Source organism: Bradyrhizobium sp. FW305-F6, from assembly GCF_058782905.1.
Genome location: NZ_JBYSYD010000013.1, coordinates 33,995 through 48,667, shown reverse-complemented (window position 1 = coordinate 48,667; position 14,673 = coordinate 33,995). Strand labels below are relative to the sequence as shown.

The following is a 14,673-nucleotide window of genomic DNA, read 5'->3' as shown; positions in this document are numbered from 1 at the left end:
TCACTCTCTCCTCAGCTATCCAAGGAGGGGGCAATCCCTTGTGACGCTGAGGGGGCAGTTTTCCATGGCGCGCGACAATGGGCGGCCCATATGCTGCCTCGGGGGCCTTCTCGCAACCGATCGAAGGCGATCACCTGCTTCACGATCTCCGCCGGCAGCCCGCGCTCGTCCGTGAGATAGCGCCAGGCTGGCGAGCCCGGGCGCGGCTTAAAGCGATGTTGCCACCGCTCAGTAACGGATCTCGGCCCCTTCGGCCTTGCCGGCCGCTGCCACGCTGGGGCGCTGGGACAGAAACCAACCATATCCGCAACACAGTCATATGCTTCGACGAAACCATCGGCGCCCAGATGTTCGGCGAGCGAAAACACGTCCCCCTTCGCCGGAGACAACGGATCGAACCAGCCGCGGCCTTCGTGGATAACGATGATGATGTTGCTGTCACGCCGATACTTGATCGCGCGTCGGGTGCTTTCCCTGACGTCGACCTTCCAGCCGTCTTTCTCGAGCAGGGCCGCGCAGCCGACCTTTTGGCGCAGCTCTTCGATTTCTCTCTTGTCCATTTATCTGCACCGGTCTCGCGCAAGCGAGTCCGCCCCTTTCTTCTGTTGATCTCTCTTGCTCCCAGCCTTGCGGAGCATCCCCGACCGGCCGCGAAGCCTGCCGAATGCAAGGGCGCGCTGACCAACCGTTAGTCGCCGCGTCATCGGGCGCGGCGAAGCTTCCCTTGCAGCCGGCATGGCGCCAGCGGCAGCCGGTCGCCCGGCTCAATGAGCCGGGCACCAGGGGTCGTATTCGTGAACGACGGCGTCCTGATCGCCGTCGTACTCGCTGGAGACCATCACGCCGAATTCGTTGTCAGCCTGGAACAGAATGACCGGCACCATGAGCGTGCGGGCCAGATCGAAGGCGTGGTTCTGGGCGAGAGTGAGATTGTGCGACATTGAAGGCTCCCGTCTTGCGGCGGGGACCATCCCCGCTCGACAGGCGCCGACGTGTTCGGGGGCGGCCGCGGTCACGTCGAGAGGCGAAGCCGAAGAGGTCGCACGCTTGCGTAGCGAACCCCTTGCGGGTTGATCGTGGAAGGCCGCACCAGAACCAAGGAAGCCCATTCGAGAGTGAGGTTGGTCCTTCACCGGAAGTCGGGTGTGCCAAGAGGCGCATATTTGGTCGCGCGGATAGCCACGGCACCCACCGCTTGCCGCCGCTAGCTTCGGGGCTTCTCGGCCGGGCGCGACCTCGTCGGCGTGCTTCAGGATGGCCATGGTTCTACATCATAGATCCCCTTGGACCGCAGCTTGTGTGACTAGCGACCTTGATGGTAATCCTCTCAGCTGGATCGCGGGCAGCGACGATGGGCCACCCGCCCAGCCGAATACTTTCTCCCCCGGCTGCTCCCAACCGTGTTCCCGTCGCAACGGTTGACGGTCACCATCTTCGCGTCGGCCTAAGTTGGATTTGGAATTATCCTATTTCCGTTCTGGAACGCACTGATCATTTGTTAATTGCCCTGGAGGTACCCCCCGGCGGTCGACGATGTGTGAGAAGTGCAACGAACTGGACAAGAAAATCGAGCATTACAAGGCGATCCAGTCCCGCGTCACTGACCGAACCACACTGGATGGCATAGCCGAGCTGATCGCACAGCTGCTCGCAAGGAAGGCCGATCTTCACCCGGAGACCAAACAGTAAATACGCTGTGGGATAGTGCCTGCAGCTGATCCTTCTACCGTTCATGAGGACGCCTGTGGAACAGCTATAAGAGACCCGAAGACCCGTATGGCGACCTCGTCGCGAGCAAGATCTAGCCTCCGGCGATCTACGCGGCGAGGACTAATTGCGGGTAGCAGAAGCCGAGCGCAACCGCGTCCCCGCCCACTGGACCCGCTGGGGGACGGAAAGTTAACCCGCGCGGATGAAAAGCTGCCACAAACTGCTTGTCACGAGGAAAGGTCAAGACGATCTCTGGCATGAAGGTGTAGGATGGGACTCTCCGATTTTACGAGAGTGGCCCAATCCCTTATAACGAGGTCGCCTTCGCGGAAGTCAGCGCTTTCGGTTGCTCTCAGCTCCTGCAGGGTGCGATGGACGGTGGCGATCCCCATTCCCCACGCTTACGCCCAATTCGCCCATACTGGCTGAAAGATCATTGTCATGTTGTCAGTTAGCTTGGCCTGCCGCGCCCGATAGAAAAGCTCGCAGAGCCGACGGGCCATCCGTGCAAGTTTTTGACCTCGCGCCTTCGCGGGAATATCCGAGCGAGACTGGACGCCATTCTGGAGCAGAGGTGCAGTGGCCTGGTTCATGGTGGAGATCATAGCACACGCAGATACGTCGCAGAGAGGCTCGCCGAAGTTGCTAGCCATGAGATGACGCACCTCAAAGAACTAACCATCGTTGCTCGCCGTGCGCCACTTAGAGTTGGCTAACCGAAAGGCGGTCTGAGAGTACGATCTATCGGCGGGGTCCAGCTTCCGTAGTCGAGTGCATTGAAGGCTGGGGGGTGGAAGATCGGGTAAGTACGGGCTGCCGCTGAAGGGCGGCAGAATTCATCGCCAGCATGTTTGCGGAACTGCCAGCTCGCGGAGCCGCGATAATTGGCCCTGTCGATGCCATATCGAACGCCTTAGCTCTGGCTCATCGGAGGCGTCTGGATGCAGCGATTCTGGGCATCTTAGTACACGGTGGATTTGTCCTATCCTTTGGCCGAGATACTCTGGGCCCGCGACATTCCAGTATTTGCAACGAGCTTGCCCGGTAGAATCGCTGTCACAGCCTTGGCGAGGTGTGAAACCCTTTCAGCCGGACGATTTTCGGCCCGATCGCAGGCAGTCGGGGACGGCACGGCCTTTACCGCCTTGGCGCCTTCGTGGCGGCCCGGGGCAGCCTGCGATTGGGTCGAGCGCGCACCAAATATCTGGTTGTCGCTCCTTCGGACGCAAGTGGTCGAGACCGATCCGGGACCGGACTTGCCTATCGCTTGCAATTTTGCATGCCAATGCAGCTGCGGGGCCGAGGCCGCTTTTCGAGAACCGATGTCGCGGAAGAAGGCGACCCGCGGCCCGCCTCTTTAGTATCGCAACAAGGCTTGCAGCGGCGATTTCTCGCAAAGAGCTGAACGGCACGTCGGATCGCGGACGAAGTGGACCTGCGCTCTGCGCTCAAGCGCCTGCTGGAGCGCCGCCTCAAAGAGATCATCGACCGCCTCGAGAGAGGCCTCGCCGCAAACAGGACACTTGGAAAGCTGTGCGTCTTCGAACAAACTCCCGCAGTGACCGCATTGCGAGCCAGCAGAAGCGTAGCTGTCATCGACGACCAAGGTGAGAACTCGTCCCTCGCTCAGACAGTCTAACGTCTCCTGCGTTCCCGTTGAGACCGCCCCTGGATTCGCTTCGCGCAACCGGTCGACAAGCTCGCGCTCCTCTCGGGCTTTGAGCTGATCTTGTATCGCGGCGGCCACAGCACCGATTTCGGCGGACGACGCATGTACGCTGGCCTCGAACGCCGCAAGGCGGGAAAGGGAATCCTTGGACAGATGATCGCGGAACGCCGCGCTCATGTCGGGAGGCGCACAGAGCAAAATATGAGACGTTTCGAACTCCCGGCCTATGATCTCCGCCATCGAAGCCAAGGCCTTTGCTTCGTCCTTCATGAGTTGGATCGCCAGCGCATCGCGGCGGTCGCGCGGGACGCGATCCGTCAGCATGCCCCGAATGCGCTGCCCCTTGACGCGGTAGATCTCTTCGATGGTGCCGAGATGGCTGACGAAAAAGCGGCTCTGCTCCCGCGAAAGGACCGCAAGTAGCATTCGGTCGCTGCCGCCCCAGGTGCGCAACAGAGGTCGCAGGTAGGGCCGGGGGCCGATGTGGATACTGTCCGGCAGCGGAATCGGCAGCGTGATCTGCCGCCAGATCCCGCGTTCGCGGCAAGCGAAGAATGCAGCGCCACGACCGAGCTCGGGCAATTGGTGATCCAGCGCGCCCTGGATATCCTCGATGTCGGCATTGACGCTGGCCCGAGCGGCCTGATCAGACGTCTGAGAGATCCTGTGGCTGAGGGCCGACAGGGCCGACTGCCAGGCGCGCCCGACGCGCCGTTCCGGGGTCAGCTGTAGATAGAGGCTGACGACTGGCGCGCCCGCCGTGTCGAGCGCAGCGAGAGCGCGGAAATGCTCGGGAGAGAGCAAGCGATAGGAGTGCTCTTGCATCCGCGCGCGAACGTTCTGAACGATCCGGTCCCGCAACTCGGGAGTGAGAGCGTGATGCGCGTCAATGGCGAGGCTGAGAGCCTTCATTTGCAGTCCTCCTCATCAGTTCAGCCAAGCGGGCTTGCCCCTCTCGCCAGAGCTGCGACAGGCTTTCCCGCGAAATTCGCAAACCAACTGCAATTTCGGTAAAGCTGAGGCGGTGGACATGACGCATTACCAGCACCTGGCGAGCAATGGGGGATAGACCCGGAATATTTTGGTCGAATACTCCCGCGGCGGGCTCCAGATCGGACTCAGCACACAGAATGTCCTCCTACCGCACCACCTCGTCTGGTTGAAACCATTCGTAGAAGCCTTCGTCATCGTCGTAGATCGGCGGCTCCGGCGCACGCGCCTCCAACGAAACCGAAACGAGACGCCGCAGCAGTTGCTCCTGCCGGACGATGCGCATCAGCACGCGGAACTGGAGCCCGAGCAGCCATGCACGAAGACCGAGGGCTTGCGGACGGGTTCGGCGGTCTCGCCATGCCCGCAGCAGGGTCTCGCCAACGAGTTCCTCCGCAGACAGATCGCCGTCGCGCAGATCGCCGAGGGCAACCTGATATCGGATGTCCCGCTCAGCGGCAGCGAACAGCTCGTCCAGGTGAGCGCTGATCAAAACCTGGAAGGCGTCCCGATCGCCGTCCAGGCAACGCGCCCATGCCGTGCTGTTTTCCAACGTACCAGACGCAGGGCCGGATATACTGGCGTCCGAGACATCGATGGGCGTCATGGTTATGTCCCGTATTGGGCCTCCTCAATTGGCTTCGTTTTGAAACCCAGTTTCCGCCTGAGCATGCAATCGTGCGATCGAATGTCCCGCGAGGCTCTGCAGGTGACGCTCGGGTGCAGGGCGCTTTCGCAGCTGCTTCCGGTAAAGCTTGACGTATTCGGCAGCCATACGGGTGGCGGAGAAGCGCTCCTCGAAACGGGCGCGCACCGCCTTGCGGTCCAGCGCCAGAAGAGACGGCATGGCCTGCACGGCCTCTTCGACGCTTTCGACGATGCGTCCGGTGATCCCGTTCTCGACGATCTCGGCGACCGATCCTCCGCGGAAGGCCAGGACCGGCGTGCCGCATGCCATGGCCTCGATCATGACGAGACCAAAGGGTTCCGGCCAATCGATCGGAAACAGCAGTGCTGCCGCGTTGCCCAGAAATTCGGTCTTTTCGCTCTCGTTGATCTCGCCGATGAATTCCACCCCTGGACCGTCGAGCAGCGGCGCAATGGTGTCGCGGAAGTAGGCCTCGTCGGCACTGTCGACCTTCGCGGCAATTTTCAACGGCAGTCCTGCTGCTCGCGCAATCGCCATGGCGCGGTCAGGTCGCTTCTCCGGCGAAATTCGTCCGAGGAAAGCTAGATAGCCACCGGCCGCCTGGAGAGTTGGTTTGTGCAGATCGAGCGGCAGTCCGTGGTAGACGGTTGCAACGAAATTGGCCCGCGGCAGCGGCGCGCGTTGCGAGTTGGAAATCGAGACCAGGGGCATCTCGGGGAAATGGGCGTAGAACGGCATGTGATCGGGCAGGTCTTGGCGTCCATGCAGGGTCGTTAAGGTCCGTCCGGCCTGGGTTCGGAACAGTGGGAAGTGCAAGTAGTCGACGTGGAAGTGAAGCACGTCGAACTCCTCGGCGCGCTCGCGGACCTTGTCCAGCAGCAGCATCTGGTGCGGAATCGAATTTCTGACATCCGCATCGAGCCGGAGGGCCTGCTTCGTGCAGGGGACGAGTTCGGCGGATGTGATGGAGTCCCCGCTCGCGAACAGAGTGACCTTGTGTCCTTGGCTGACCAGCTCCTCCGTCAGGTAGTGCACGACCCGTTCGGTCCCGCCATAAAGCCGGGGCGGCACGCTCTCGAATAGCGGAGCAATCTGCGCGATCTTCATTCGGTCCTCCGTGCATCCCGTCGGGTAAATTTCTTTTCAAGCATCAGGTCGGCCGGCTTTGCCAGACGGCTGAGCCGACGCTTGGCGGCGCTTGGCGGCGCTTGGCGGCGCTTGGCGGCGCTTGGCGGCGCCATGAACCTCGGAAGGAGCCCGTCGTTCCGGCGGCGCGGCCGTGGAGCGGTCCCCTGGTCGTGCTCGCCAAGTGCCGGACCTGTCGGGAGAGCCGATGTTGACGCCGAGCGCGGCAAAGCACGGCGGATCACTCGCCGGAAAGGATTCCAGAAGCGCCGTTTCGATGACATCGTCGAGGACTGCTGCCATGGTCTCTCTCTTCGGCCAAGTACGACTGGAGAGGCGGCGGAGGCGCAGCAGGATGATAGGAAACAATCTTCGCCTCGGCCACTCTCGCCGAAAAACATGGGTGCGGCATCGCCGTTTTCGCAAGATGCCGGCAGGACTTGAAACGATTGAGGTCACTTCTAACTTGGTGGGTGAAAGCGCGAGCCATCGCGCGGCATCACCGGGCGCCTAACGCAGGGCCCGGTTAGCGGGCGCCCGGCAGGTGTCCGAAGCGCCCAGAACCATGTTGCTCAATGGAGGATATGGCTATGAACACGCTTGATCTTGCTCCCCTATGGCGATCGACCGTTGGTTTCGATCGTGTGTTCGACCTTCTCGAGGACTCCGGCCGATGGACCGGCGGGGACAACTATCCCCCCTATGACATCGAACGTGTCGGCGAGGATCACTACCAAATCTCGCTGGCGCTTGCGGGCTTCACGCCGGACGAGGTCTCCATCACGGCCGAGCAGAACTTGCTGACCATTGAAGGTCGCAAGGCCGAGAAGGGCGGCCACCAGTATCTCTATCAAGGCATCTCTTCACGACCGTTCCGGCGCGTCTTCAATCTCGCCGAGTACGTGCAGGTGAAGGGCGCCTCGTTCGAGAATGGCATGCTCAAGATCGATCTGGTGCGGGAGATTCCGGAAGCCATGAAACCCCGCCAGATTGCGATCAGCGCAGGTGGCGACCACCAGCAAGTTGAGAACAAGCAAGCGGCCTAGCGCCGCCTGCTCGCAGTCGGAGTTCGCGGCATGGCCCCACCGCGTCGCGAGCCTTTGGAAACAACGAAAGGAGAAACGCTATGGCTATCACTGATCTGATCCCCTGGAGCCGTGGTCGTGATCTGACCACCCGTCGCTCCGAAAACTACAATCCGGTTCTTACCCTGCATCGGGAAATGAACAGGCTGTTCGACGATGTCTTCCGCGGCTTCGATGTCGCGCCATTCGGCAGCAGCTTCTTCGAGCAGTCGATGAATTGGCCGAGCATCGAGGTCAATGAGAGCGACAAGGACGTCAAGGTCACGGCAGAGTTGCCGGGCCTCGAGGAGAAAGACGTCCAGGTCGAACTCGTCAACGGCGTTCTCGCGATCAAGGGAGAGAAGAAAACCGAAACGGAAGACAAGGATCGAAAGTTCAGCGAGCGCTACTATGGCCGGTTTGAACGGCGCATTCCGGTCGACGACGTGGATCAGGACAAGATCTCTGCCGCGTTCAAGAACGGGGTGCTGACGGTCACCATGCCAAAGCTGCCGCAAGCTGAATCGAAGGTCAAGCGGATTGCGATCAATTCCAAATGAGTGCAGATCGACGGGAGCGGGTCTCCGCTCCCGTTTTGCTTTTGAAACAGCAAAAATGACGGGGATGTGTGCCCGCCATGGACACAAAGCGGAAAGGCAGTTTTGCAGGCGCTGCGGATGTCGTCGCGCACGCTGAGACCGCGGTCCAGCACATTAAGAAACTTAAAGTGGCTTGCGCGAACGGCGACAAGAGCGCGGCCCGCAGGTCATTGCGGCAGGCGATCAGCGAGCTGGAGTTGGCACGCGCAATCGTGCGGACCGGTATCGACTGAAGCCGAATGGAACGAGATTTTGGATCGCTACGGCCGTCTCAAGCGGAGTGTTGGCTGGTCTTTGCGCGCAGCATCCCTTCCAGTTTGGCGGAGAGCTCCCGCGAGGAGAACGGCTTGCTTAGTAGCATGCTGCCGTTGATGCGCTTACCGGTCTCTTCGATGAGATCTGGGTACCCGCTGCAGTACACCACTGGAAGGCTGGGCTGCCTTCGTTGAAGCTCGAGTCCCACGTCCAGTCCCGAGACGCCAGGCATTGCGAGATCGACGATGGCCAAATCGATGGCTTGATCTGAGAGGGTCGCCAACGCGGCGTCCAAATTGCCAGCCGCGATAGCCTGGTAACCAAGATCGTCAAGCATGCTCCGGGTCGTTTCGAGCACGCCGGCATTGTCGTCCACGACAAGGATGTGCTCTCTTTCCCCCCGGGGTGGGGTATCTAGTCGGCGGTCGTCGCCTCCGACCACAACGTCGGTTGATCGTGGCAAGAGGATTCGCACCACCGTTCCTCGACCAAGCTCGCTTTCGATTTTGGCAGTCCCGCCGGACTGGCGGGCAAACCCGTAGACCTGGGACAATCCAAGTCCAGTTCCCTTTCCAGGTTCCTTGGTGGTGAAGAACGGATCGAAGGCTCGTGCCAAAACATTCGGAGGCATTCCAGTGCCAGTGTCCTTGACTGCAATCGAGACATATTCACCTGGCTTGAGGTCGGCTCGCAGATCTTCCGGGACAGCATGGAGGACGCTTGTCTCGATCGTAAGAAGGCCACCCTCCGGCATTGCGTCTCGCGCATTAATCGCAAGATTGAGCAACATCAGCTCAAGTTGAGTCGCATCAACCAGTGCAGGCCAAAGATCCTTTTGCGTGACGACGTCGACCCGTATGGAGGCTCCAAGGGTTCTGGACAGCATCTCTGCGACTGTGTCCACCAGCTGGTTGACGTCGACGGGCTCCGGCGCGAGACGCTGTTTGCGGGAGAATGTCAGCAACTGTCCGACCAGCTTGGCGCCGCGCTGCGCGCCGTGCATCGCATTGCGGACATATCGTTGAATGCGCTCGTCCTCGACCCGCCGGGCGATCAGCTCGAGATTCCCAATGATAGCCATCAGAAGATTGTTGAAATCGTGAGCAATGCCACCGGTGAGTTGCCCCACTGCCTCCATTTTCTGTGCCTGGCGGAGCGCCACTTCGGTTCGCTCTCGTTCCACCATCTCCTCTCTCAACCGCTTGTTCGCTTCGGAGAGCTGGGCGGTCCGCTCTTCCACGCGCCGCTCCAGCGTTTCAGCCATCTGCTTCAACTCCCCGAGGTACTTTTCGGCCTGCCGCTGGCGCCCTCGGCCACGCGCGGCTGCCAATACTGCGCTCCTGAGAGAGGTCGCGGCCAATGGTCGCTCGAGGACTGTAACGTGACCAAGCAGCTCAATCAGCTCCGTGAGAGCCGCACCATTTTGGCCCGTCCTTAGCGTCAGCAATACGAAGGGAAAATCCGACCAAGGTGGCTGATTGGCGATCCATTGAGCCAATGCGCCACGATGATCGTGAACTAGCGCTTCCTCGGCAATAACCGCCGCGGCGGCATCATTCAGATTGCCCACCAACTCCGAAAGGCTCGATTGCTGCAACGCGCGGATGCCGACGTCACGCAGTGCGGAGCAGACGACGCGGGCATCACGACCGAATGGCGCCAATACGAGCACCGGCCCATCCGGGCTTGCACTATTATTGTCCATTGCTCCCCGTCGCAAGGAGCGCGCCGTGCTGGCCTGTATAGACGGGAGAACCCGATAAGACCCCTTGGAACTCCGCCAAAGGAGGACCCACGCGGATGCCGCGGTTATCGAGCCGGTACTCTCGGATTTCGTCCTCGTGGCGTCCGGTGCGCTTCTTCAGGACCGAGATCGCGCGACGGATCTTTCCGGCCGCCTCAAAGAAGCGCAACAGCAGGACCGTGTCGCTAAGATAGGTGAGATCGACACTGGATTGCATCGAACCGACCAGCCCGTGCTGGGCAAGCGTCAAGATCGTCACGACTCCGCGGTGATTTAGATAGGTCAGCATTTCATGCATCAGCAGCAGCATGAACTGCTCCGCGGGCATGGCATTCTGATAGCCGCTCAAGCTGTCCAGGACCACAACCCTTACATTGTCGGTCTCGACGCGTCGGCGCACCATTCCCGTGAGCTCTCCCGGCGACAGTTCGGCGGGGTCGACCTGCTCGAGCAGGAGCTGTCCTGATGCGATCGGCTGATCCAAATGCCAGCCCATGCCGGCCGAGCGCTTCATCAGGATCGCCTTGGTCTCGTCGAATGTCACGAAGAGAGCGCGTTCGCGTTGGCCAAGCGCCGCCGTGACGAACTGCATCGCGATTGACGATTTTCCGGATCCGGACGGCCCCATGAACAGGGTGCTGGTGCCGCGGTCGAGGCCGCGCCCGAGCAACTGGTCCAACTCGCCGATGCCGCTCAGAAGCGGCTCGGCCTCCGGCGCGCCATCCACATGCTCGGACGCGATCAGTCGTGGAAACAGCACCAGGCCGCCCTTGCGAATGACGAAGTCATGAAAGCCGCCCCGGAAGCTGCGGCCACGCATCTTGAAAATGCGCAGCCTGCGGCGTTCGGCGCCGTATTGCAGCGCATTATGTTCGAGCCGGATGACGCCGTGGGCGAGGCTGTGCAGATTGAGATCGTCGGCCTCGTCGGTCAAGTCGTCCAGAAGCAGCGCGGTGCAGCCCTCCTGGGCAAAGAAATGCTTCAGGGCGATGACCTGCCGACGGTAGCGCAGCGGGTTCTGCGCCAGGAGCCGGATTTCGGAGAGGCTGTCAAAAACCACTCGCGCCGGCGCGACCCGCTTGACCTCGTCGAAGGTCATCTTCGTGGTTTCCCCGAGCTCGAGGTCGGACGCGTAAACGACCGTCTGCTGCTGCTTGGGGTCGAGGCTGAGTTCAGCCGGGACGAGTTCGAAGATCTCGATCCCATCAAGATTCCAGCCGTGGGTTTCGGCCACTTGCCGTAGCTCGTCCTTGCTCTCGGACAGGGTGATGTAGAGGCAGCGCTCGCCCTTGGATGCGCCGTCGAGGAGAAACTGCAGCGCGAGCGTTGTCTTTCCGGTTCCCGGCTGGCCCTCGATCAAATGCACGCGGTGCGACGCGTATCCGCCATCGAGGATGCCGTCAAAGCCGCCGATACCGGTGGAGATCGCTTGGGTTTTGATGCTGCGTTCAGGAATGTTCATTTGTCTTCCGATTGGCCACGCGCATGACGGCAAGCAGACTTTGCTCCGCCTGACCGCCATGGTTCGGGTGTGATAATCTTGATTTCGCGAAGACAGGGCCAAGGCCCTTGAGCAGGCACCGTGGCTGCAAACATCTTCCTAATGTCTAATTTCGTACGAATTTCCGGTGTTCTGTCAAGCGGCTGGAGCTGCAGCGGGCTAGAACCCGGATCGGAAGTTGGCATTACCCGGCTCCCCGCAAAGACGGTTGAGCAGAACAGCCGCTCGGCGGGGCAGAACAAAGGAAAACCTGAAGACTGTGGCTTGGAATCAGTTTGTCGGCACCACGATCCTCCTCTACGCGCTGACGAACCCGGTCGGCGCCATCCCGGTCTTTTTGGCGATGACGGGGCGAGCCGGTTCGCTGAAGACTCATCGGATAATCGTTTTGGCCTGTACAACGGTAGCCATCTTCTTTGTTGGCTCTGCAATGTTCGGCAAGGAAATCCTGGCGTTTTTTAATGTGGGCCTCAATGATTTCCGTATTGCGGGCGGGCTGCTCGTCTTGGTGATCGCGTTCGAAATGTTTCAAGCTCAATATGGAAAGTTCATTCCTCGCGCTGACGAAACGAAATTTAGCGAGGTCGACATACATGGTCTTGCCATCACGCCTTTTGCGTTTCCTTTGCTTGTGGGACCGGCCGAACTGAGCATCATGATCACTCTGTCGAACGACAATCCCGGATGGCTTGGAAAGGCATTCTTGGCATCGGCGGCCGTCCTCGCCACAGTACTGATCGGCCTGACATTGTGGATGGCTGCTGCGATTGAGCGCTTCCTGGGACGAACCGGCATCAACGTTATGACACGCGTGATGGCGCTCATCATTGCGGCGATCGCCGTGAATTTTATCATGACCGTAATAAAAAGCGAGTTGCCCGGCCTGGTGAACCGAACCATCTAAGCTAGTAAGCTAGGCCGCCGAGTTGAACTGAGTTCTCCTGGACCGCTCATCCGCGGCGCGCTTTGCCGCGACCGCCATCCAGTCTCGAAGCAATCCTCTGGCCTCTTTCGAAAAGGCTGCCCGGCGTTTGAGATCGTCAAGAGTCTCTCCGGGATGACATCGCTCGAAATCCTGCCGGATCAACGATTCGAGGTATGCCGCGTCCTCTTGAGCGGCACTGCCCAGGTCAGAATAGGAACGCGTCGACATGGACGTCATGCCACAGTGCTCACAGCCGATCAGGGCTATCAACTGCGTCCAGCTCGGCATCAATCTTTTCAAGAATACGCTCGATCTGCTCGCGCTCCCTTGGGCCAGGATCCTCCTCTAGGCGGCTGATCAGGTGCTGCTTTTGCGTCAGAAGCATTGCAATACTCGTCATCGGCGGCGTGAGTTCGGGATGCTGGTACATTGCTCGGCACCTATTCTTCGTTGTCGCGATACAACCAAGTAGACGCTGAGCGCTCGACTGGCGAGCGCGCCGTCATCCACTCTGAATACCCGCTAAACTCTCGATCGGACGACCAGTTCCTCGGGTGCGGCCTCGGTACATCGGCTCCGAAGGTGTGGTGCTCTGGAACAACGATGGTTCAGGGCAGTTTCCCAACCCGGGACCGGCCTCGGCTCAGTGCCGTCCGAAGAAGCCAGCTAATTCCATGCCAAGCCTACCTATGACTGCGGCGGGCTACGCCGCTCTTCAGGCCGAACTAAACGACCGCATCAGGACCAAGCGGCCGCAACTTGCCGAGCGCATTCAGCAAGCGATCACCGACGATCCCAATCTCATCGAGAACTCTGAATACCAGGCGGCGCTGACCGAGCAAGGCCTTAACGAGGCTCGCATAGTCGAGCTGGAGGCCAGGCTTGCGCGTGCAGAAATCATCGATGTATCCAAGCTCTCCGGCGAAAACATCAAGTTCGGCGCGACGGTCACGCTCAGGGATCAGGATACGGGCGAGAAACGAACTTGCCAGATTGTTGGCGAGCCGGAAGCCGATCCTGCCAGAGGCAAGATTTCGGTGAGTTCACCGATCGCGCGGGCATTGATTGGCAAGTCGAAGGGCGCGCTCGTGGCTGTAGAGACGCCCGGAGGAGATAAGAGTTACAGGATTGAGGACGTCACGTGGCTGCCATAGGGGCCACAGAACCTTCTCGTTTGGTCGCTGGTTGGGGAGGAAGCTCTCGCGGGGTTGGGGATTAAAACGCGCTGCTCCGCCTGAGCGCATCTCGCTCAGCTGCTTTGTACTGCCGTGAGCCTTGCGGTCCTGCACCTAGCGCAAGCGAGTAGACGCGCTACTCGTTTCCGCTGCCGGGGCGACTCTGACGATCACCGAATTCGTGGATTCGCCGCGCACTAGCGTAAGCTTCACGTCCTGGCCGACACGCGCAAGACCGATCCTATTACGAAGTTGCGAGGCCGTGCGGATCGGACGACCGTCCGCCATAATGACGATGTCACCTTTCCGCAAGCCGGCCTTCTCAGCGGGAGAATCCGGCGACACCTCCGCGATGACCGCACCTTCATGGCGACCTTTATTGGTCGATGGTTGGAGGTCGCGCAGTGAGACGCCGATGCGTCCGCGCTCGACGCGTCCCTTGTCTACAATCTGGTCCATGACCAGCCGCGCCATGTTTGCGGGAATGGCGAAGCCAATTCCGACGTTGCCGCCACCAGGTGAAATGATAGCCGAGTTGATGCCGACCAACTCGCCACGAAGATTGACCAATGCGCCGCCGGAATTGCCCGGATTGATCGCAGCATCGGTCTGGATGAAGTCCTCGTAACCTTCTTTACTCAAGCCTGTGCGACCCAGCGCACTCACGAGGCCGGAGGTGACCGTCTGGCCGAGACCAAAGGGATTGCCAATGGCAAGCACGAAATCTCCCACTTCAAGCGCGTCACTGTCGCCGAAGGGAAGCCCTTGAAGGCCGACAGGGTTCTGGATCTGCAGTACAGCGACGTCGGTAGGAGGATCGCGTCCGACTACTTTGGCAGGAAGCTGGAGGCCGTCCTTGGTCGTAATCTGAACCAAAGACGCGCCCTGTACAACATGATTGTTGGTCAACACATAGCCGCGGTTCGCATCGACGATGACTCCCGAACCCGTCGAATTGACCTCCTTCTCGACCTGCTTGGGAATGTCGAAAAATTCGCGGAAGAAAGGATCGCGATAAAGCGGATTGTCCTCGCGCACACGACCGTGCACGGAAATGTTGACCACGGCCGGCGTCACCTGCCGAACCACTGGGGCCAACGTTGGAATAGAGCTGCCCGTCTTCAGGTCCGGTACCTGGGCCGCAGCCGGAGATGCGGATAAGGCCAAAATAAGAAGCCTCGCCAATATCACTCGCCCAGTTGACATTTCGATCACCGTTGCATGCTCGTGAAAGGACCAAGTGGAGGCAGAATCGCTCGTTGCAATG

Annotated in this window: 15 protein-coding genes and 1 pseudogene; 6 read left to right on the top strand and 10 right to left on the bottom strand. The window is 60.3% G+C overall.

Features of this window, described 5'->3' with window-relative positions; translation table 11 throughout:
• Positions 1-77 precede the first annotated feature (77 nt).
• Positions 78-560, bottom strand: a pseudogene (locus AC3WLX_RS35420) (DUF3991 domain-containing protein); the annotation flags it as partial.
• Positions 561-764: 204 nt separating this feature from the next.
• Positions 765-941 carry a hypothetical protein gene (locus AC3WLX_RS35415; RefSeq protein ID WP_024342318.1) on the bottom strand — a complete coding sequence of 59 codons (177 nt, stop codon included), beginning with the start codon at positions 939-941 and terminating at the stop codon, positions 765-767.
• Positions 942-1,533: 592 nt separating this feature from the next.
• Here AC3WLX_RS35415 and AC3WLX_RS35410 point away from each other — a divergent pair.
• Entirely contained in the window at positions 1,534-1,689 is a 156-nt protein-coding gene (locus tag AC3WLX_RS35410; RefSeq protein WP_196232456.1) for a hypothetical protein, read from the top strand.
• A 1,378-nt stretch (positions 1,690-3,067) separates the two neighbouring features.
• Here the strand turns inward: AC3WLX_RS35410 and AC3WLX_RS35405 are convergent.
• The 4 genes from AC3WLX_RS35405 to AC3WLX_RS35390 all read right to left on the bottom strand — a co-directional run bounded on the left by AC3WLX_RS35405 (position 3,068) and on the right by AC3WLX_RS35390 (position 6,125).
• Entirely contained in the window at positions 3,068-4,291 is a 1,224-nt protein-coding gene (locus AC3WLX_RS35405) for a baeRF10 domain-containing protein (protein ID WP_024342320.1), read from the bottom strand.
• Complete coding sequence (locus AC3WLX_RS35400) at positions 4,266-4,439, bottom strand: sigma factor-like helix-turn-helix DNA-binding protein (protein WP_433994225.1); 174 nt, start codon at positions 4,437-4,439, stop codon at positions 4,266-4,268. The genes AC3WLX_RS35405 and AC3WLX_RS35400 overlap by 26 nt, the downstream gene beginning before the upstream one ends.
• A gap of 78 nt (positions 4,440-4,517) precedes the next feature.
• Positions 4,518-4,976 carry an RNA polymerase sigma factor gene (locus AC3WLX_RS35395; RefSeq protein WP_024342321.1) on the bottom strand — a complete coding sequence of 153 codons (459 nt, stop codon included), beginning with the start codon at positions 4,974-4,976 and terminating at the stop codon, positions 4,518-4,520.
• A gap of 24 nt (positions 4,977-5,000) precedes the next feature.
• A complete protein-coding gene (locus AC3WLX_RS35390) occupies positions 5,001-6,125 on the bottom strand; it encodes a glycosyltransferase family 4 protein (RefSeq protein ID WP_024342322.1) in 1,125 nt (374 codons plus the stop codon).
• Between the two features lie 608 nt (positions 6,126-6,733).
• Here AC3WLX_RS35390 and AC3WLX_RS35385 point away from each other — a divergent pair.
• From AC3WLX_RS35385 to AC3WLX_RS35375, 3 genes are all read left to right on the top strand, one after another.
• Positions 6,734-7,189: an Hsp20 family protein gene (locus tag AC3WLX_RS35385; RefSeq protein WP_024342323.1), complete on the top strand. Its 456-nt coding sequence runs from the start codon at positions 6,734-6,736 to the stop codon at positions 7,187-7,189.
• A gap of 80 nt (positions 7,190-7,269) precedes the next feature.
• On the top strand, positions 7,270-7,767 hold the full coding sequence (locus AC3WLX_RS35380; RefSeq protein WP_024342324.1) for an Hsp20/alpha crystallin family protein: 498 nt from the start codon (positions 7,270-7,272) through the stop codon (positions 7,765-7,767).
• A gap of 77 nt (positions 7,768-7,844) precedes the next feature.
• Positions 7,845-8,039 (top strand): hypothetical protein, encoded by a 195-nt coding sequence (locus AC3WLX_RS35375; RefSeq protein ID WP_024342325.1) that lies wholly within the window; start codon positions 7,845-7,847, stop codon positions 8,037-8,039.
• A 38-nt stretch (positions 8,040-8,077) separates the two neighbouring features.
• Here AC3WLX_RS35375 and AC3WLX_RS35370 read toward each other — a convergent pair whose 3' ends face one another.
• Positions 8,078-9,766 carry an ATP-binding protein gene (locus tag AC3WLX_RS35370; protein ID WP_029674520.1) on the bottom strand — a complete coding sequence of 563 codons (1,689 nt, stop codon included), beginning with the start codon at positions 9,764-9,766 and terminating at the stop codon, positions 8,078-8,080.
• Positions 9,756-11,267 (bottom strand): ATPase domain-containing protein, encoded by a 1,512-nt coding sequence (locus AC3WLX_RS35365; protein WP_024342327.1) that lies wholly within the window; start codon positions 11,265-11,267, stop codon positions 9,756-9,758. The genes AC3WLX_RS35370 and AC3WLX_RS35365 overlap by 11 nt, the downstream gene beginning before the upstream one ends.
• Before the next feature lie 298 nt (positions 11,268-11,565).
• Between AC3WLX_RS35365 and AC3WLX_RS35360 the strand changes: the two genes are divergently transcribed.
• Positions 11,566-12,210 carry a MarC family protein gene (locus tag AC3WLX_RS35360; protein ID WP_024342328.1) on the top strand — a complete coding sequence of 215 codons (645 nt, stop codon included), beginning with the start codon at positions 11,566-11,568 and terminating at the stop codon, positions 12,208-12,210.
• A gap of 268 nt (positions 12,211-12,478) precedes the next feature.
• Here AC3WLX_RS35360 and AC3WLX_RS35355 read toward each other — a convergent pair whose 3' ends face one another.
• Positions 12,479-12,661 (bottom strand): hypothetical protein, encoded by a 183-nt coding sequence (locus AC3WLX_RS35355; RefSeq protein WP_035698935.1) that lies wholly within the window; start codon positions 12,659-12,661, stop codon positions 12,479-12,481.
• Between the two features lie 244 nt (positions 12,662-12,905).
• Between AC3WLX_RS35355 and greA the strand changes: the two genes are divergently transcribed.
• The gene (gene greA, locus AC3WLX_RS35350; RefSeq protein ID WP_024342330.1) at positions 12,906-13,385 is read left to right on the top strand and encodes a transcription elongation factor GreA; all 480 of its coding nucleotides are present in this window, start codon (positions 12,906-12,908) and stop codon (positions 13,383-13,385) included.
• A 135-nt stretch (positions 13,386-13,520) separates the two neighbouring features.
• Here the strand turns inward: greA and AC3WLX_RS35345 are convergent, their stop codons facing one another.
• Complete coding sequence (locus AC3WLX_RS35345; RefSeq protein WP_024342331.1) at positions 13,521-14,612, bottom strand: trypsin-like peptidase domain-containing protein; 1,092 nt, start codon at positions 14,610-14,612, stop codon at positions 13,521-13,523.
• Positions 14,613-14,673 lie beyond the last annotated feature (61 nt).